The organism is Caproicibacter sp. (genome assembly GCF_046707225.1).
Classification (GTDB): Bacteria; Bacillota; Clostridia; order Oscillospirales; family Acutalibacteraceae; genus Caproicibacter.
The window spans coordinates 57,048-75,104 of the sequence record NZ_JBJKOP010000020.1 but is presented as its reverse complement, the minus strand read 5'-3'; the positions used below and the strand labels follow the sequence as shown (position 1 = coordinate 75,104).

The window sequence follows — 18,057 nt, the reverse complement described above, 5'->3', positions numbered from 1 at the left end:
ACACTAACGTATCTTTTGGTTTTTTTTCAAAGAGTTTCCGTCTCTTTTCGTCCGAAAGTACTTTCACTCTCGAAATCTTTACGGGTTCCTTCTTTATCGTCTCGTTGTTTAATTTTCAAGGTCCCATCGTCAAAATAAACAGAAGAAATTTCAAAATCAATTCAGCTTACAGCAAACTGTTCTGAATTTTGCTCCGTTTTTCGACGGCTTAACTATAATATCACGTCTTAAAGCCGCTGTCAACGCTTTTTTGGCCTTTTTTAAAAGTTTTTTGATTATATAAGGTTCTTGAAGTAGAATCTTATGTTTGCTATAATGTTTGACAGCGCTTTTCTATATAATAAGGGGGAATCGGTTTGCCGATTAGGATACGGGATTCTCTTCCCGCTCGGCATGTGCTGGAGTCAGAGAACATTTTTGTCATGACACAGGAGCGGGCAATGAGTCAGGACATCCGTCCTTTGAAAATTGTCATATTGAACCTGATGCCTACAAAAATCGAAACGGAAACCCAGCTGCTTCGTCAGCTGAGCAATTCTCCGCTGCAGGTAGACGTCGAGCTGATGCAGATGGCCACGCACTTTTCAAAGAACACGTCTCAGACTCACCTGAATACCTTTTATAAAACATTCGCAGAATTGAAGGATCAGAAATTCGACGGGATGATTGTGACGGGAGCGCCGGTGGAAAAGCTCCCGTTTGAGCAGGTCGACTACTGGCCGGAGCTTTGCGGCATCATGGCCTGGAGCCGTAAAAATGTTTATTCCACGATGTATATCTGCTGGGGGGCTCAGGCCGGTCTGTATTATCATTACCGCGTTCCAAAATATTTGCTTGCCAAAAAGATCTCCGGGATTTTCATGCACAGCGTCCTTCTCCCGCTGCACCCGCTGGTGCGCGGATTTGACGACGATTTCTGGGCGCCGCACTCGCGTTACACCGGAACCCGCCGGGAGGATCTTCTGGTACATCCGGAGCTCGAAATTCTTACCGAATCAAAAGACGCGGGGCCGCACATCATCGCGGCAAAAAGCGGCCGGCAGTTCTTTGTCACGGGGCACGAGGAATATGAACGCGATACCCTGAAAAATGAATATCTTCGGGATTTGAAAAAAGGAATTGATCCGGAAATGCCGAAAAATTATTTTCCGGATAACGATTCAGCCAAAGAACCGCCGTTTCTCTGGCGCAGCCACGCGAGCCTGATGTTTTCAAACTGGCTGAACTATTATGTATATCAGCAGACCCCTTATGACATTAAAGATATTACTGAGTAAAGGTACCAACTCATACGCGTTAAGCGGCAGTATCAGTCATGATATGCCAAAAGACCGGGAAGCAGTGAACAAGCTGCTTCCCGGCCTTTTCATGATAATTTCAACTGCAATTCTTTCAGAATTTTCTTTTCCCGCCGGGACACCTGCACCTGCGTCATGCCAAGCGCGGAGGCTGTTTCCGTCTGTGTACGGTTCTGAAAGTAACGGAAAATGATGATACTGCGGTCCCGCGGCTCCAGCTCCGTCACGACCTGCTTAAGCGACAATACCTCGGCAATTTTATCATCATTGGATTCAACGCCGACATCAATCTGCCCTCCTCCGTCTTCCTCCGTCGCAGTCAGGGAAAGCGGCATCTGCGCCGCGCCCAAAGCCTCCGCCGCCTGTTCCGGCTCCACCTCCAGCAAATCGGCGAGTTCATGAATCGTCGGCGATCGTCCTTCGCGTTCCAAAAACGACGCGGAAAGGCGGGTAGCGCGAAGCGAAAGCTCCTTGAGCCCGCGGCCGACTTTGATCGCGCCGCCGTCGCGGAACAATCTGCGGATTTCCCCCAGGATCACAGGAACCGCGTAAGTGGAAAATTTGACGCCGCGGTCCGGGTCAAAATGATCGACCGCCTTGACCAGGCCCAGACATCCCGCCTGAAACAAATCGTCATACTCGACGCCGCGCCCGCGGAAATGCCTTGCGCAGGAATGAACGAGTCCGATATTTTCCCGAACCGCCTGATCCCTATCCATTCTGCTTCGGGCGGCGTTCCATCGTTTTTTTCATGGTGACCGTCGTGCCCTTTCCGGGTTTGGAGGTTACACGAAGCTTATCCATAAAGCTCTGCATGACGGCAAAGCCGAGGCCGGCCCGTTCTCCCTCCTGCGTTGTGAAAAGCGGCTGCATTGCCTGCTCGATATTTTCGATTCCGCAGCCTCTGTCGCGGATTTTTACAACGATGCCGCCGTCCTCATAAAGACGGCATGTTATGTATATCACTCCGATCGTGTCCCGGTATGCGTGGACAATGCAATTCGTAACCGCCTCGGAAACCGCGGTTTTAATGTCGCAGAGCTCGTCCACCGTGGGGTCCAGCTGCGCAACGAACGCCGAGACCGCGGCACGGGCAAATGCTTCGTTGGAGGAACAGCTTAATAAAGAAACTGACATTTCATTAACCGGCTTCAAATTCATTTTCCCCCTTAATGACGCATAGCTGGTTCAGACCCGCCAGCGAAACGATTTTTTCAATTTTTCTTGGAAGACGGACAATTTCCACCGTCCCTCCCCACAACTGCATCAGTTTGCAGCGGCCCATAATCAGCCCGATGCCGGAACTGTCCATAAACTGCACTGCGGAAAAATCGAAAATAATTTTTTTCGGCTTGACTCTGGACGCGGTTTCATCAATCTCCCCCCGAATTTCCCTTGCGGAATGGTGGTCAATTTCCCCGCTCAGAACCGCCGTCAGGACTCCTTCCCTGAGAATCAGCCTGACGCCCATAGAAAAACCTCCCGTTTTTTGAATTGATGTAGTATGCCCATTTTTATGCGAACGATACGGATGACGATTTAAAATCCCTTAAAAAGATAAAATAAAGACTGGAAACAATGCGGCTTTCAAGCGTTTTTGTAACAGCGCCGAACAGCATGTCCTTCCTGATTTATGTAACATAATTAATGTTATCAGACTTAGGGCAAAAATCTTAACGAAGTTTGTCGACACAGAAAAATCAGCCCCGCCCACATCGGGCGGGGCCTCGAAGGGGAAAGTTACCAGAAAAACAAAATGCGCCCTCCCGGTTTGAACCGACCGGAAGGGCTAGAAAGAGCTTTTATCCATCCCCTCATGGCTGTGCACGGCCATTGCAACATAAAAGCTCTGATGAAATCATTATATCCAATTTTTAGAAAAAAGCAAGCCCCCGGGAAAATAAATCCGATGGATTTTTTTCAGGCCCGGATCACCATGGTTTGAAAAGTTGCACAAAGCAAAAACAGATAGTTATTCCGTCAGAAGTTCAAAAATTTAATTTATTGTTTCCATAAATTTACTTAATATGTTAAATATGGGTTTATATAAAGTGCAAGATTATATCTAATATTTATTTTTATCAGAAAATTCATTTTATAACTTTGTTAAATTTTAGTCTTGACCGTATTATAGTATTGATTACAATAATATGTAGCTTGGAAAAATTGGTACCAACAATTTTAAGCGAAGTTAAGTTAAAATTAAGGAGGTTATATTTTATGACAAGAAGTAAACATCTATCACGCGCTATTTGTATGGCTTTGGCTTTTTGCTTTATGTTTTCGGCGGTACTCTGCCTGTCTCCCGCAAAAGCGTATGCAAGTACGGACCCGAATGTCCAGTTGCTTTACGCCCAGCGAGATGAGCCGGGAGAAGCTGCATACGGCGGCTATTTGGGATATGTTGACGTTAAAAATCTTGCGTATCAAAAAAATGTAACCGTGCATTATACAACAGACGGAAAGTCCTGGCAAGATGTTTCAGCGCAATATCTGAAAAATGATCCCGAAGATCCGCAGTATGACGTGTGGGAGTTTAGCATTTTTGCGCCTTCTTCACCCGCAACGTTTGCAATTAAATATGAAGTCAACGGTAAAACCTATTGGGATAACAATAACGGAAATAATTACACTCTTTCGCCGACGGTCCCTATCGTTCTGGAAAAATGTGTGCTCAAAACCGCGCAGCTCAGAGAAGGGACTCCCACAGAGATATTCCTGAAAAACCTTGGATATGAAAAAACCGTGCTTGTAAAATACACGACAGACAACTGGGCTACTTCTAAAAGCGCAAGCGCCAGTTATGAAAAATCTTTGCCGGGCAATGTTGAACAGTGGAAAATACCGAGCGATCTTCCTCACGGCTCCAATGTAAAATACTTCGTATCTTATACGGTAGACGGCATTACCTACATCGATAACAATTTCGGCAACAATTATACCCACTATTAATATTACAATTTCAGCAATAAAGGGGCCGCCGCAAAATTTTGCAGCGGCCCCTTTTATGTGTTGAAGAGTCATCTGTTTCAATGTTTGGTTGAAAACTTACGGCTTTTTTATCCGCCTGAAATTTATTCTGAAAGATTGCTCAAAATTAGCGGACAAGCTCTACTTTTCAGCTAAATTCCAAAATTTGAGTGCGCGGGGGCGAAGGTCCCCCGCGAGATACAGGGATCCGCAGATTAGCAAAGCCCCGTCCGGCTTCAAATATTTATCCGCCTTCCGGAGCGCGTCGTCAAACCCGGCGGCAGGTTCCGAGTCGGCGCCGAGCCGGAGCCAGCGCTGTGCCAGCATTCCGGCATTCATGGCGCGCGGGCTGGAAGGTTCCACCGTTATGACGCGGGTGAACAGCCCCGTCAGGTTTTTGAGGGCGGCGTCAACATCTTTGTCCTGCAGCATACCCATTACGGCGACAAGCTGCCGCCCGGAGAGATATCGGCGGATCGCGCCGGCCAGAGCGGCTGTGCCGTCCGGATTATGCGCTCCGTCCAGAATAATGAGAGGGCTGCGCGACAAGACCTCAAACCGGGCGGGGAACACCGCTTCGGAACAGCCATTGACTACCGATTCGTCCGGAATGGAAAAACCGGATTCCCGCAGCGCTTCCAAAACAGTAAGCGCCGTCGCAGTGTTTTTGACCTGATGTTCCCCAAGGAACGGGATCCGAAGCCCGGTGCCGCGCCAAAGCAGCTGCGTACCGGAGAGATCGGAGGAAAGCTCCGTGACATCGGTGCGGGCCGCGTCTACAAAACGGTTGCGGCGCTCCCCGGCAATCCTGCGAATGGTCTCCAGGGCGGCGGGCTTTTGATCCGGGTAACTGACCGTTACGCCGCCGTCCTTAATGATCCCGCATTTCTCATAGGCAATCTGCTCCACCGTATCTCCCAAAATTTTCGTATGGTCGAGAGAAATGGAGGTAATCACCGAAACCAGAGGCTTTTGAATGACATTGGTTGCGTCCAGACGTCCGCCGAGCCCGACTTCCAGAACAACAAGGTCGCAGTTGTTTTCCGCATACCATAGAAAAGCCATCGCGGTGACGGCTTCAAATTCCGTGATGATTTCCCCCTGCGATTTCATCTCTTCGATCACAGGGAAAACACGGTCGGCAAGAGAAGCCAGCGCCTCACGTGAAATCATCCGGCCGTTCATCTGCATCCGTTCGCAGAAATCCGTAAGATGGGGCGAAAGATACAGCCCCGTCCGGTACCCGGCGCAGCGGAGAACGGACGCAAGCAGCGCACAGGTGGTACCTTTTCCGTTGGTTCCCGCCACATGCAGAAATTTCAGCTTGTCCTGTGGGTTTCCAAGCCGTTTCATCAGCCTGCCGATGCGTTCCAGGCCGGGCCGTGAGCCGAATTGCTGCAACGCTTCAATTTTCTGAATTGCCTCTTCGTAGTTCATTTTTCCCTCTCGGTATAAAACGGGAGCATCATAGCTGATGCTCCCGGTAAAATTCTTTCAGTGCCTTCTTATCCTCTTCGGAAAGTCCGTGCCAGCGAATTCCCTGCACCGCGCCTTCCAGAGCACACAGACGGTTGTAGCAGGCGGAAGGGTCAAAGCCCTGGATCCGAAGCCATGCTTCCCGGCTGCCGATTTCTCTGAGCTGCTCCGGCGTTTCAACGCCGGCCCGGCGGAGCTGCTGCCCCACCGTTTTGCCGATGTTCGGCATAGCCTCCAGTGTTTCCATGTTCCGTTCCCTCCTTAAGACTGACAAAGCAGAAAAACGTGCCGCTATTTTAACGATTCCAGAGACGACCGGATCAACGCGATATGGTCCTTCAGCTTCGCGGCATTCTGCCGGACGCCTTCCACCACGTTTTCAGGCGCTTTCGAAATAAACTTCTCGTTTTTCAGCTTTGCTTCCGCCGTGACAAGCTGCTTCTGCGCGGACTCCAGTTCCTTTGACAAACGGGCTTTCTCCGCCTCGCGGTCAACCAGGTCATCCATGGGAATCAACACCTTCGCATCCGGCGTAACAATCGTAACGGCATCCGTCACATTGAGGTCCGTGCCGATTTCAACGCGATTCGCGTAAGCGAGGCGCTCCAGAATTGCGGCGCCTTCCCGGAACGTTTCCGGTGACGCGGTGTCGACCGACAAATGCGTCCGACGCGACGGCGGAACATTCATTTCCGCACGGCGGTTGCGAACGGCGCGAACGGCTTCCATAATTTTGCCCATTTCCCGCGCCGCTTCCGGAAAGCGAAGGGATTCCTGTTTTTCAGGCCATTGGGAAGTCATAATCGATTGGCCCTCGTGCGGCAGGGTCTGCCAGATTTCCTCGGTGATAAACGGCATAAACGGATGCAGCAGCTTCAATGTTCCCGACATCACCCAGACCAGCACCCGGCGCGCGGTCTGCGCCGCTTGTTCGTCTCCGGAATTCAGACGGATTTTGGAAATCTCGATGTACCAGTCGCAGAATTGATCCCAGAGGAAATCATACAGCTTCTGCACGGCAATTCCGAGTTCGAATTTATCCAGATTTTCCGTGACCTCTCCCGCCACGCGGTTGAAGGAATCCACAATCCATTTGTCCTCCAGAGTGAGGTCTTCCGGAAGGGTGCCCGGAACGTCTTTTCCTTCCAGATTCATCAGGATGAAGCGGGCGGCGTTCCAGATTTTATTCGCAAAATTCCGGCTTGCTTCCACCTTATCCTGCGAATAACGCATATCGTTTCCGGGGCTGTTGCCGGTTGCCAGGGTAAAGCGGAGCGCATCCGCGCCGTACTTGTCGATTTCCTGCAGCGGATCGATCCCGTTGCCGAGAGACTTGCTCATTTTGCGGCCCTGTGCGTCGCGCACCAGACCGTGCATCAAAACATTGTGGAACGGGACCTCGTCCGTCTGCTCAATGCCGGAAAAAATCATACGGGCAACCCAGAAGAAAATGATGTCGTACGCGGTGACCAACGTGTCGGTTGGATAGAAATAACCCAAATCAGGGGTTTTGTCCGGCCATCCGAGCGTAGAAAACGGCCAGAGCGCGGAAGAAAACCAGGTATCCAGCGTGTCCGGATCCTGCTTTAATTTTTTGGAGCCGCACTTTGGGCAGACATGGGGCTCTTCACGGGATACAATCGTTTCTCCGCAGTCCTCGCAGTACCATGCCGGAATCCGGTGCCCCCACCAAAGCTGACGGGAAATGCACCAGTCCTTAATGTTCTCCATCCAATTGTAATAGATTTTAGAAAAACGATCCGGAATAAAGCGAACCTTTCCGTCCTGAACTTCCGTGATTGCGGGTTCGGCCAGAGGTTTCATCTTCACAAACCACTGCTTGGAAACGCGGGGCTCCACCGCTGTTCCGCAGCGGTAGCAGGCGCCGACATTGTGCTTAATCGGCTCAACCTTAATCAGGAAGCCTCCCGCCTCCAGATCTTTCACAATCTTTTTCCGGGCGTCCGCTCCGGTCATACCCGCGTAAGCGCCGCCGTTCTCATTGATATTGCCGCTCTCGTCCATCACATTGATGACTTCAAGGCCGTGGCGCAGCCCTACTTCAAAGTCGTTCGGGTCATGGGCAGGGGTAATTTTCACTACTCCGGTTCCGAAGTCGCGCTCGACGTATTCATCGGCAATCAGCGGGATTTCACGGTTTACAATCGGGAGAATCAGCGTTTTGCCGACCAAATTCTGATACCGTTCGTCCTCCGGATGGACGGCCACGGCGGTGTCGCCGAGCATGGTTTCCGGGCGGGTGGTCGCAAGCTGGATATACCCGCTGCCGTCCTTGAACGGATAACGGATATGCCAGAAAAATCCGTCGCGCTCTGAAAATTCCACCTCCGCGTCGGAAATGGAAGTTTTGCAATGGGGGCACCAGTTGATAATGCGCTCGCCGCGGTAGATCAGCCCCTTTTCATACAGGCTCACGAAAACCTCGCGGACGGCTTTGGAGCAGCCCTCGTCCAGAGTGAAACGTTCGCGTTCCCAGTCGCAGGAGGAACCGAGTTTTTTCTGCTGCTCCACGATTCTGCGGCCGTACTTTTCTCTCCATTCCCAGGCGCGCTTTAAAAACGCCTCGCGGCCGATTCCTTCCTTCGTCAGGCCCTCCTTGCGCATGGCCTCGACGATTTTCGCCTCGGTCGCAATGGAAGCATGGTCCGTGCCGGGCAGCCAAAGGGCGCAGTAGCCCTGCATTCTGCGGTAACGAATCAGAATATCCTGCAGGGTGCAGTCAAGGGCGTGTCCCATATGAAGCTGCCCTGTGATGTTCGGCGGCGGCATAACAATGGTATAAGGCTTTTTTTCCGGGTCGCGTTCCGCATGGAAAAGATCACCGGACAGCCAAAAATCGTAAATTCGGTCTTCCACTTCCCGTGGGTCATAGGTCTTCGCCAATTCCCTGCTCATTTACTTTCCTCCAATCGGTCAAACACGCAGGTTTAACCGAATTATTATGCCACTTTCAGGATTTTTTGTCAATCAGCCGCCGGCCGGAACCGGAGCCGAGCAGTTACCCGAAACGGTGCAGTCAATTAATACGGCAAGACACAGGCACAGGAGAATATTTTCCCGGTCGTTTATGTCAACTCCATAGCAGTCTCCCGCCACGCCCCAGTACTTGCCGTGCGTCATGACGACCTGAGAAGCTTCATTCAGAATATCGAAAGAACGGGTGAGAAAGCTTCCGCGAAAATGCCAGTGTTTCCCCCGTATCCTGACGGGCCTGCGCAAAGAGAAACCGTTGATGACAACATGGATTTTCTCTCCGCCCGCCGCGGCAGAATACTGAGCGGCGCCGGAAATCCGCACGGCGGAAATCCGCCCGACAACATCGTGCGCGCCGTCCAGCAAAAAAAACCTGTTGCCGAAAGGGGTCGTTCTGCCGGTTACTTCATAGACCGGCTGCCCTTTGGAATTCAGTATGGTAAAAAGACAATGGGCTCCCCCCACAGGCTTGATATAAAACTGCAAGCGGACCCCTTCCCTTCTACGGCGTATTCTTATTTTATCATACCATTTTTCTTGGGACGCGGCAAGCCGCTTATAAAAAAACGCCCGGGGCTTTTGCCCCGGCGCAGAAATTGATTCGACCGGTTTCCGCGGATTATTTTCCTTCCGACAGAATCGGAACCCTCTTTGTATGCGACATGGAAAACGCAATATTCGTCGCATGATCCGCGATTCGCTCCAAATTGATCAGCAGGTCGTTGAAGAGCGCGCTGGATTCCGCGTTGCATTGTCCGTTATTCAGCCTGCAAATGTGGTTTTCTTTCAGCTCTTCGGTACGGTTGTCAATCGTTTCCTCCGTATTGTTTACCGTAAAGGAAAGCTCCGCGTCGTTGCTGCCCATGAGAAACAGCTGAAAGGAGTCGTCCAATATGCTTACAATCAGGTTCTGCATTTCATGCAGTTCATCGGATGCGACGCTGCTGAGAGACGCTTTCCCGTCTATGACGATCTGCGCCTGCTCGCCTATGTTCTCGCTGTGATCGCCGATTCTTTCAATATCGTTGATCACGTGGAACAGCGCGCCGACAATTTGACGGTCGTTATCCTCGAGATCGAGAGCATTGATCCGGATTAAGAAAGATGTGATCCTTTGGTTCAGAAAATTGATGACGCTCTCGTTTTCCTCCAGCTCTTTGATTTTCACGGGATCCTTGTCAAAGAGCGCGGCCATCGAATTCAGAAAATTTGTTTTTGCCAGATTGGCCATGCGGTCAACTTCCTTTAGAAGTTGCGATACCGCAACCGGAGGAGTGTTGAGAATGCGGGAATCCAGATATTTCAGGCTCATGGCCTGCGAACGGGCGTCTTCCCCCGGAATAATCTTGTAGGCCAGCCGAATCAGGACACCGCTCATTGGCAGCAGCAGCCCCGTAGTTACCACATTGAAGATAATATGCACCAGGAAAATCTGGAACAGCACATTTTCCGGCGACAGGAACATAACCAACCGCGCAAACGGCGTGATGATGGTAATAACCGTAAACAGTGCCGCACCGATCACGTTGAACAGCAAATGAACGATCGCGGTCCGCCGGGCGGTTCTGTTCGTCCCGATGGAAGAAAGCATGGCAGTGACGCAGGTGCCGATATTGAGACCAAAAATAACAAAGATGACAGATTTTAAATCAATCACGCCGGAAAGCGCGAGCGACTGAAGAACGCCCACCGTTGCGGAGGAGCTCTGGATGACCGCGGTAAAAAGCATCCCGGCCAGCAGACCGATCAGCGGGTTCTGGAAATTCGTGATAATGTCTGAAAAGAGCGTGGACTTTCCAAGCGGCTTCATGGCCGAGCTCATCGTAGACATTCCGAGGAACAGGATCCCGAAGCCGGCAATAATCTGGCCGATATGTTTCGAGTTGCTTTTCTTTGAGAACATGATCATCCCGACGCCGACAAAGACCGCCACCGGGGCAATCGCCATGAAATTAATCGCAGTGATCAGACCCGTCACGGTAGTGCCGACGTTCGCGCCCATGATAATGCCGACGGCCTGAGTCAAATCCATGATGCCGGCGTTGACAAAGCCGACCACCATGACCGTTGTCGCGGATGAGCTTTGAATCACAGCCGTGACCGCGAATCCAAGCAAAGCCCCCATGTATTTGTTCGTAGTCAGCCGTTCCGCCATTTCTTTAATTCTGGAACCCGCCGCAAGCTCCAGGGATTCCCCCATCAGCTTCATTCCGTACAGGAACAGTCCCAGGCCGCCAAGCAGCATCAAGATATTATCCAGCGTCATAGTTTCTCCTGCCAATCATTTTATTTGCTATGTTTTTCTGATTAAATTGGATATGCAGAGTGAAGCGTGCCCGTTTTGTTAATATTCTGTAAAATCCATGTAAAATAATATTACGAAAAGCACTCTGCTATATTCCTGTGTCGAAAATATCTTGATCTTGCAGATATTTTTTCTTTTCATGATTACTATTAATTCCTTAGTAATCTGTTTTTGTAAATATATGATATAATGAAAGAAAACTTTCATTCGGAGGAGAAAATGCGTCGTTACTTGCAACAGGCCGGAATCGGCAAGAGGCTCTGGTTTCTGGTTCTTTTCCCGGCGTCGCTGCTTCTTACCATTTGTGCCGACTTGAAGCCTTCGTTTGCGGAATGGTATGCGACCGGGTTCTATTCCGCTCTTTCCCGAACCGTGAACCGAATTACCGGACTCGTTCCTTTTTCCATTGCGGAGGTTCTGGTCATCCTGTGCGTTCTGGGATTTCCAGCCGCCGTTATTCTGTTTAGCGTCGGAATTGTCGGAAAAAAAGGCAGCCGTGCCGCCTTCGCGCTGAAGTCGGCAATCAATCTGGCAGTTTTTATCAGTATTGTCTATTTTTTATTTACCTTAAGCTGCGGAATCAATTATTACCGCTACCCGTTTGCCGACACCTGCGGGCTGAAGGTGCAGCCCTCTTCCCGGGCGGAACTGCAAAAGCTCTGCGCTTCGCTTGCTTCGGACTTGAACCGACTTCGTCCCGGTCTTGAAACAGACGGGCAGGGCGTCATGAAGCTCCGTTCGGGGAGCATCGGCCAAACCGCGCGGCAGGCAAAACTGGCCTACGACAAAATCGATCAGGACTATCCCCTGCTGCGCTCCGGGTACGGCGCACCCAAGCTCGTTACTTTTTCCAGACTGATGTCCCGATGCGATATCACCGGTATCTTTTTTCCTTTTACTTTTGAAGCCAATGTCAACGACGACGTTCCGGAATACACGATTCCCGTCACCATGTGCCATGAACTTTCTCACCTGCGCGGGTATATGCGGGAAGATGAAGCAAACTTTATCGGCTATCTGGTCTGCCGGAAAAGCGGCGATCCCGATTTTGAGTATTCCGGGGACATGCTCGCTTTCACTTACGCAAACAACGCGCTTTTTTCAGCCGATTCAGACGCCGCAGATCGTATTTACTCATCGCTAAATGACGGAGTGCGCCGCGACCTGTCTTTTAATTCGGCATACTGGAAACAGTTTGAAGGCCCGGTTGCGAAAGTCTCTAACAGCGTAAACAACCAGTACCTGAAAGCAAATCGCCAGGAGGACGGAATCAAAAGCTACGGCAGAATGGTTGACCTTTTGCTGGCACTGCAGCGAACGGATCAATAGTTGATTCGGGCAACGCCCTGTTTTGCCGGCTGCGCCACAAGGCGCTCGGAGCTTACCCTTGCAGCGGCGCTTCTTACACCCTCGCGTTTTATTTATGTCGCTTTAAAAGCAAATCAGCAGGATTTACAGCAATTCCAGTTGAATTGTAGAATTTACTTATGTCCCTCCCCCGCCTTCGGCGGGGGAGGGACATGTCCAAGCTTGGCACAGACGAGGGCTTCAAACAACATTTTCTTTCGTCTTGACAAAGACAATTTTTAGCCTTATAGTAAGTTTAACGATATATCGGATAACATAATAAAAGGAGCAAACGCCTTGCATGAATCCTACCAGAACGGAGCATTGACCGAAATTACGTTTTATATTCTGCTGAGCACTTTTCAGCCTAACCATGGATATGGAATTATGCAGACGATTGAAACGGAAACACAGGGTCGGCTTGTTCCGGGTGCGGGAACCCTGTACGGAGCGCTCCGCGTTTTGACAAAAAAGGGCTGGATCGCTCCCTGCGGTAAAACAGAAAACGGGCGCGGGCAGCTGTACCTGATTACAGAACAAGGAAAACAGGCGGTTGCAAAAGAGACGTCTCGAATCAACCGGCTGCTGCAAACGGCAAAAAGACTGACAACGGGAGGGAATCTGTATTGATTAACAAGTTTAGAATACGTTATCTGTTCGCTCCTCTTTCCGGACGGGAAAAATGGCTGAACCAAATGGCGGCGTCCGGTTACCGTCTGAAAGGCGTCTCAAAACTTCACCGCTATTCTTTCGAACCATGCTCACCGGACGAATATGAATACCGGGTGGAATTCGCAGCCGACCGGTCCGCCGATGAATTAAGAAAGTACCGCGCATTTCTGTCGGAACTCGGAATCACCGCTTATCCCGTCAGCGCCAATCTGGGAAAGTACTCGTACGGCAGCGTACGCCTGCGCTGGTTTGGCGGGGCGAGATTCTCGCTTGCCGCATCCCCCGGAAACATCAATTCCGAATTTTTAATCTTGGAAAAGAAGAAGGACGGAAAACCGTTTCAGCTTCACTCCGACTTGAACAGCCTGTTGGAATACATGAGAAAATGCCGTGGGGCATGCCTGTCGCTTGCGGTCCTTTTTGCGCTTTTTACCATTATGAATCTTTCAAAAGGGTTGTGGACGGAAGCACTTCTATGCGCTTTGGCTTTTGTGATTCCGTTTATTTTTACAACTGTCTGGTCATGGAAAATTCATCTGGTTCAACGGGACCATAAAATACACGAATGATATAAAAATTGAAGAGCAGTCCCTGAAAAGCACGAGATGCTTTTCAGGGACTGCTCTGATTATAACCATCAACTCTTCCGTTTTTGGTGCTTTACTGAGGATTTTCGGGGTTCTCGGGCTGCTGGACCGGCTGCGTGGGTTCTTCTCCGCCGACATCAATCGGGTCAATGCTGCCGTCGGAAATCTCAACTTTGCCCTTCATTTTCGCCCCGCTGCTGATTGTGATGGTTGTCGATGTGATATCGCCGATGACGACGGAATTTCCCTGACAGCTGACGTTTCCCATCACATGGACGTTTCCCTTCAGCTTTCCGTCTATTGTCAGATTCCCGCACTTGATATCCCCGACAATAACGGAGTCACTGTCCACGTTAATATCTTCGGCCGCATTCAGGCATCCCCGTACCATGCAGGTGTATAAATCGATGTTGGCCCCCTGAACATTGCCAACCTGCTTTCCGTTGATTTTCACATTCCCCGAAGTCGTGATGCTGCCCGTCATGCTGCCAAGCATTTCAATGCTGCTGTCCGATTTTATGTCGCCGGTAATTGTCGTTCCCTGCGAAATCACCGTAACGTTTTTGGGGATTTCAGCAGTCGGATTTACAAACCGATTTTCAAAATTTCCGGATGGCTCCCCATAACCGGAATCTGATTTTGAATGACCCTCATCATAAATCTCATTCTGTTTTGCCATACCCGCACGGCTAAAATTCATGTTCTCCGCTTTTTCCCTGTTCATCGGGTCTGTCTCCTCCATCTCAAGGCCGGTATTCTGATATGGCCCGTTCCAGATTTTTTTTACTATTTTGGTAAAGGTAGTCTCGCGATTTTCGCTCACGATATCCATGTGCTTTTGCCTCCAATATAAAACTGGGCTTGCGGCTACCAAAACAGCAACTCACTGCCTGTGCGTATAATAATAATACATAATTCGACAAATTTCTACTATTTTTTGGGTTTATAGTAAAATTTTTTTAATTTTACGCTTTTACTTTGTACAATAAGTACTCACCAACCAGTCGGCGGGTCCTTCCGCGGCGCCAAAGGCGCAGCATTCAAGGTAAACAGTTTCCTCCATTTGCAGGCATACACTCACTCTCCGCTCCCTCCCTCTCAAAAGCCCATCCCGCTTATGGAAGCTGCCTGTTTTGCTTTCGCTCTTCCGGACTCACCGGCGGAGCCGGTACACAAACAATAACACGGAGCCGGCAAACTTTGCCGGCTCCGTGTTTGCAGTTATTCCGTCATCAGGCTGCAAATCTGATTGGAGAATGCAACCGGATCGTCAATCGGCGCCCCTTCAATCAGCAGCGCCTGTGTATAGAGCAGAGAAGCATAGGTCTTCAGTTTCTCTCTGTCCGAGTCATACAGCTTCGCAAGCTTTTCAAACACGGGATGGTTTGCGTTGATCTCCAGAACGCGTTGTGCCTTCACCTTTTCCTGCTCCGCGTTGGGAAGTGAATTCAGCACCTTTTCCATTTCCATTGAGATTGCTCCGCTTGTAGACAGGCAGACAGGATGAGTTTTCAGCTTATTGGAAAGAACAACGGCCTTTACTTTGTCATGGAGCGCATCCTTCAAGAATGCAAGCATGTCCTTATTCTCTTCTACCTTTTTGGCCGCCTCCTGTTTTTCCTCCTCGGTCTCCAGATCCAGATCGTCCGCGGAAACGGATTTGAACTCTTTATCCTGGTACTTCTCCAGCACACGCACGGCAAATTCGTCGATCGGGTCGGTGAGATACAGGATTTCATATCCGTGGTCCTTCACAGCCTCGGTCTGCGGAAGCAGCTCAACCTTCTGCACGGATTCGCCGCAGGCGTAATAAATATATTTCTGGTCTTCCTTCATTCGGGCGACATATTCGGCCAGAGTGGAATATTTTTCACCGGCCGAGGTGTGGAACAGCAAAAGATCCTTTAAAGCATCCTTGTGGGTCCCAAAGTCCTGGTAGACTCCGTATTTGATCTGAAGCCCAAAGTTCCGGAAGAATTGTTCGTAGTTTTCGCGCTCGTTTTTCAGCATGGATTCCAGCTCCGACTGGATTTTCTTTTCCACCCGGCCCGCGATAACCGTCAGCCTGCGGTCGTGCTGAAGCATTTCGCGGGAGATGTTCAGGGAGAGGTCCTGGGAATCGACCAAACCGCGGACAAAGCTGAAATAATCCGGAAGCAGATCGGCGCATTTGTCCATAATCAAAACGCCGTTGGAATAAAGCTGAAGGCCCTTCTCGTACTCCTTCGTGTAAAAATCATACGGGGCCCTGGCCGGAAGGTACATCAGCGCGTGAAAAGTTGCAACGCCCTCTGTGTACATGTGAATGACTCTGGCGGGGTCCTCATAATCCATAAATTTGTCCTTGTAAAACTGATGATACTGTTCCTTTGTAATCTCATTCTTATTTTTACGCCAGAGAGGCACCATGCTGTTCAGCGTTTCTTCTTCGGTATAGCTTTCATATTCATCCTTGCTGCCCTCTTTCAGGCGGCTTTTCTCCACGTTCATCCGAATGGGATAACGGATGTAGTCGGAGTATTTTTTGATGAGGCTCCGAAGCGTGTAAGCGTCCAGATATTCATCGTACTTCTCGTCTTCGGTGTCGGGCTTCAAATCGATCACAATATCTGTTCCGCAGGCGTCCCGTTTTTCGCAGGGCTCGACGGTATACCCCTCCGCGCCGTGCGACTCCCAGCGGAAGGTCTCATCGCTGCCAAACGCCCGGCTGACGACGGCGACATGGTCGCTGACCATAAACGCGGAATAGAATCCCACCCCGAACTGACCGATAATTTCGATATCCGGCTTTTTTTCAAATTCGTTTTTAAAATCGAGAGAACCGCTCTTGGCGATGGTGCCGAGGTTGGTCTCCAGCTCCTCCCTCGTCATGCCGCAGCCGTTGTCCGAGATCGTAAGCGTCCGGTTTTCCTTGTCCGGCACAATCCGAATGGCAAAATCGTCTCGGTTCAGCCCGGTATTTTCCTCTGAAAGCGTCTTATAATAGAGCTTATCGATGGCGTCGCTCGCGTTGGAGATCAGTTCTCGCAGAAAAATCTCCTTATGAGTGTAAATCGAGTGAATCATCAGATCCAATAGGTGCTTTGATTCCGCCTGAAACGGCTTTATCGGCATAAAAAATCCCGTCCTTTGCAAAAAGAATTAGCACTCAAAATGTTCAAGTGCTAATTCTTATTTTATTCTATTGGACGAAAAATTTCAATAGGACAAATTGTTAAATTTTTGTATCATAGCCGATTCGGAACATAATCGTGGTCCACCGTGATGACCGGATAGCAATTTCCCGGAATCCCGCGCACTTTTTCCGTTATTTGCTTCACGAGTTCTTCATCCGACAAGTGAAACCCGAAGGAGACGCAAATATCAAACACAAGGTTGGCATGGGTCGGCCCCCAGACGACGCGGAAATCGTGCATTCCGATCTCGGGAGAAATCTCGGCAATCAGCTGTGTAATCTGCCGTTTCAGTTCATTGGTCCGCGGATCATCCGTTGTAACCGGGTCCATGTGAATAACAAGGTGAATCCCCTTTTTTTCCAGAAAATCGCGCTCAATATTGTCTATGATGTCATGACTGAGCAGAATATCCCGTTCGGCGGGCACTTCGCAGTGTACGGTTGCAAAGCAGCGCCCCGGCCCGTAGCTGTGAACATTCAGATCGTGAATGCCGAGAATCCCGTCATAAGCGCTGATCGTGCGGTAAATATCATCCACGAATTCCCGGGCCGGCGCCTCGCCGAGCAGAGGATTCCCCGTTTCACGGACCAGCTGAAAACCGGTAAACATGATCATGACGGCGACGACCAGACCCATATATCCGTCCAGGTTAAAACCGGTCAGCCGTGTGATTACCGCCCCCACCAGAACGGCCGAGGTTGCCAGAACATCGTTCATGCTGTCCGCCGCAGTCGCGGAAATCGTTGAGGAGGAAATCGTCTTTCCTACTCTGCGGTAAAAAGCGCCCTGCCACGCTTTCAGCAGGATGGAACAAACCAGTACCGCCACGACGATCAGGCTGAATTCGCTTTTTTCGGGATGGATCATCTTATTTATGGAAGTCTGGGCAAACTGGAATCCGGTTACAAACACAACCAGAGAAACCATCAGCCCGCTGATATATTCAATTCTGGCATGTCCGTAAGGATGATCGGAATCGGCAGGCTTCGCGGCCATCTTAAACCCGACCAGAGTAACGATGGACGATGCGGAATCGGTCAGGTTGTTCACCGCGTCCGCCGTCACGGAGATGCTGTGAAACAGCATTCCGACGGTTATTTTCCCGGCAAACAGAAACAGGTTCGTCACAATGCCGATCAGGCCGGAAAATTTGCCATAGCGTTCCCGTACCTGCAGATCATCGATATTCTGATAATCCCTGACGAACAGCCGAATTAAAAGGCGTGTCATTT

Annotated in this window: 16 protein-coding genes; 5 read left to right on the top strand and 11 right to left on the bottom strand. The window is 50.2% G+C overall.

Annotated features, from left to right (window positions below):
• Positions 1–356 precede the first annotated feature (356 nt).
• Positions 357–1,277: a homoserine O-acetyltransferase MetA gene (gene metA, locus ACLQ3M_RS03390; RefSeq protein ID WP_411676297.1), complete on the top strand. Its 921-nt coding sequence runs from the start codon at positions 357–359 to the stop codon at positions 1,275–1,277.
• An 89-nt stretch (positions 1,278–1,366) separates the two neighbouring features.
• On the opposite strand, the gene ACLQ3M_RS03385 is transcribed toward metA, so the two are convergent.
• The 3 genes from ACLQ3M_RS03385 to ACLQ3M_RS03375 are packed head-to-tail and all read right to left on the bottom strand — an operon-like array spanning position 1,367 to position 2,769.
• Entirely contained in the window at positions 1,367–2,017 is a 651-nt protein-coding gene (locus ACLQ3M_RS03385) for a sigma-70 family RNA polymerase sigma factor (protein ID WP_411676296.1), read from the bottom strand.
• Positions 2,010–2,453: an anti-sigma F factor gene (spoIIAB, locus tag ACLQ3M_RS03380; protein ID WP_066647402.1), complete on the bottom strand. Its 444-nt coding sequence runs from the start codon at positions 2,451–2,453 to the stop codon at positions 2,010–2,012. The genes ACLQ3M_RS03385 and spoIIAB overlap by 8 nt, the downstream gene beginning before the upstream one ends.
• Positions 2,440–2,769, bottom strand: coding sequence for an STAS domain-containing protein (locus tag ACLQ3M_RS03375; RefSeq protein ID WP_066647404.1), 330 nt, complete (start codon positions 2,767–2,769; stop codon positions 2,440–2,442). The genes spoIIAB and ACLQ3M_RS03375 overlap by 14 nt, the downstream gene beginning before the upstream one ends.
• A gap of 749 nt (positions 2,770–3,518) precedes the next feature.
• Between ACLQ3M_RS03375 and ACLQ3M_RS03370 the strand changes: the two genes are divergently transcribed.
• Positions 3,519–4,250 carry a hypothetical protein gene (locus ACLQ3M_RS03370; protein ID WP_411676295.1) on the top strand — a complete coding sequence of 244 codons (732 nt, stop codon included), beginning with the start codon at positions 3,519–3,521 and terminating at the stop codon, positions 4,248–4,250.
• 159 nt (positions 4,251–4,409) lie between these two features.
• On the opposite strand, the gene ACLQ3M_RS03365 is transcribed toward ACLQ3M_RS03370, so the two are convergent.
• From ACLQ3M_RS03365 to ACLQ3M_RS03345, 5 genes are all read right to left on the bottom strand, one after another.
• Positions 4,410–5,705: a bifunctional folylpolyglutamate synthase/dihydrofolate synthase gene (locus ACLQ3M_RS03365; RefSeq protein WP_411676294.1), complete on the bottom strand. Its 1,296-nt coding sequence runs from the start codon at positions 5,703–5,705 to the stop codon at positions 4,410–4,412.
• Positions 5,706–5,733: 28 nt separating this feature from the next.
• Positions 5,734–5,991 carry a TfoX/Sxy family protein gene (locus tag ACLQ3M_RS03360; protein ID WP_411676293.1) on the bottom strand — a complete coding sequence of 86 codons (258 nt, stop codon included), beginning with the start codon at positions 5,989–5,991 and terminating at the stop codon, positions 5,734–5,736.
• A gap of 44 nt (positions 5,992–6,035) precedes the next feature.
• Positions 6,036–8,660, bottom strand: a complete 2,625-nt coding sequence (locus ACLQ3M_RS03355; protein ID WP_411676292.1) for a valine--tRNA ligase — start codon at positions 8,658–8,660, stop codon at positions 6,036–6,038.
• Between the two features lie 72 nt (positions 8,661–8,732).
• A complete protein-coding gene (locus tag ACLQ3M_RS03350; RefSeq protein WP_411676291.1) occupies positions 8,733–9,224 on the bottom strand; it encodes an LURP-one-related/scramblase family protein in 492 nt (163 codons plus the stop codon).
• Between the two features lie 133 nt (positions 9,225–9,357).
• Entirely contained in the window at positions 9,358–11,004 is a 1,647-nt protein-coding gene (locus tag ACLQ3M_RS03345) for a Na/Pi cotransporter family protein (RefSeq protein ID WP_411676290.1), read from the bottom strand.
• A 258-nt stretch (positions 11,005–11,262) separates the two neighbouring features.
• Here ACLQ3M_RS03345 and ACLQ3M_RS03340 point away from each other — a divergent pair, with 258 nt between their 5' ends.
• From ACLQ3M_RS03340 to ACLQ3M_RS03330, 3 genes are all read left to right on the top strand, one after another.
• Positions 11,263–12,372, top strand: coding sequence for a DUF3810 domain-containing protein (locus ACLQ3M_RS03340; RefSeq protein WP_411676289.1), 1,110 nt, complete (start codon positions 11,263–11,265; stop codon positions 12,370–12,372).
• A gap of 315 nt (positions 12,373–12,687) precedes the next feature.
• A complete protein-coding gene (locus tag ACLQ3M_RS03335) occupies positions 12,688–13,020 on the top strand; it encodes a PadR family transcriptional regulator (protein WP_411676287.1) in 333 nt (110 codons plus the stop codon).
• Complete coding sequence (locus ACLQ3M_RS03330) at positions 13,017–13,631, top strand: DUF2812 domain-containing protein (protein WP_411676286.1); 615 nt, start codon at positions 13,017–13,019, stop codon at positions 13,629–13,631. The genes ACLQ3M_RS03335 and ACLQ3M_RS03330 overlap by 4 nt, the downstream gene beginning before the upstream one ends.
• Before the next feature lie 91 nt (positions 13,632–13,722).
• On the opposite strand, the gene ACLQ3M_RS03325 is transcribed toward ACLQ3M_RS03330, so the two are convergent.
• The 3 genes from ACLQ3M_RS03325 to ACLQ3M_RS03315 all read right to left on the bottom strand — a co-directional run bounded on the left by ACLQ3M_RS03325 (position 13,723) and on the right by ACLQ3M_RS03315 (position 18,055).
• The gene (locus ACLQ3M_RS03325; RefSeq protein ID WP_411676285.1) at positions 13,723–14,481 is read right to left on the bottom strand and encodes a bactofilin family protein; all 759 of its coding nucleotides are present in this window, start codon (positions 14,479–14,481) and stop codon (positions 13,723–13,725) included.
• Positions 14,482–14,870: 389 nt separating this feature from the next.
• The gene (gene htpG, locus ACLQ3M_RS03320) at positions 14,871–16,763 is read right to left on the bottom strand and encodes a molecular chaperone HtpG (protein ID WP_411676284.1); all 1,893 of its coding nucleotides are present in this window, start codon (positions 16,761–16,763) and stop codon (positions 14,871–14,873) included.
• A 113-nt stretch (positions 16,764–16,876) separates the two neighbouring features.
• A complete protein-coding gene (locus ACLQ3M_RS03315) occupies positions 16,877–18,055 on the bottom strand; it encodes a cation diffusion facilitator family transporter (protein WP_411676283.1) in 1,179 nt (392 codons plus the stop codon).
• Between the last annotated feature and the right edge of the window lie 2 nt (positions 18,056–18,057).

Excerpts from the sequence above, each read along its gene's own strand:
- ACLQ3M_RS03340 (WP_411676289.1), top strand. The coding sequence starts at position 11,263 with ATGCGTCGTTACTTGCAACAGGCCGGAATCGGCAAGAGGCTCTGGTTT.
- ACLQ3M_RS03370 (WP_411676295.1), top strand. The coding sequence starts at position 3,519 with ATGACAAGAAGTAAACATCTATCACGCGCTATTTGTATGGCTTTGGCT.
- ACLQ3M_RS03345 (WP_411676290.1), bottom strand. The coding sequence starts at position 11,004 with ATGACGCTGGATAATATCTTGATGCTGCTTGGCGGCCTGGGACTGTTC.
- ACLQ3M_RS03355 (WP_411676292.1), bottom strand. The coding sequence starts at position 8,660 with ATGAGCAGGGAATTGGCGAAGACCTATGACCCACGGGAAGTGGAAGAC.
- ACLQ3M_RS03315 (WP_411676283.1), bottom strand. The coding sequence starts at position 18,055 with ATGACACGCCTTTTAATTCGGCTGTTCGTCAGGGATTATCAGAATATC.
- ACLQ3M_RS03375 (WP_066647404.1), bottom strand. The coding sequence starts at position 2,769 with ATGGGCGTCAGGCTGATTCTCAGGGAAGGAGTCCTGACGGCGGTTCTG.
- ACLQ3M_RS03325 (WP_411676285.1), bottom strand. The coding sequence starts at position 14,481 with ATGGATATCGTGAGCGAAAATCGCGAGACTACCTTTACCAAAATAGTA.
- ACLQ3M_RS03365 (WP_411676294.1), bottom strand. The coding sequence starts at position 5,705 with ATGAACTACGAAGAGGCAATTCAGAAAATTGAAGCGTTGCAGCAATTC.
- htpG (WP_411676284.1), bottom strand. The coding sequence starts at position 16,763 with ATGCCGATAAAGCCGTTTCAGGCGGAATCAAAGCACCTATTGGATCTG.
- ACLQ3M_RS03360 (WP_411676293.1), bottom strand. The coding sequence starts at position 5,991 with ATGGAAACACTGGAGGCTATGCCGAACATCGGCAAAACGGTGGGGCAG.
- ACLQ3M_RS03385 (WP_411676296.1), bottom strand. The coding sequence starts at position 2,017 with ATGGATAGGGATCAGGCGGTTCGGGAAAATATCGGACTCGTTCATTCC.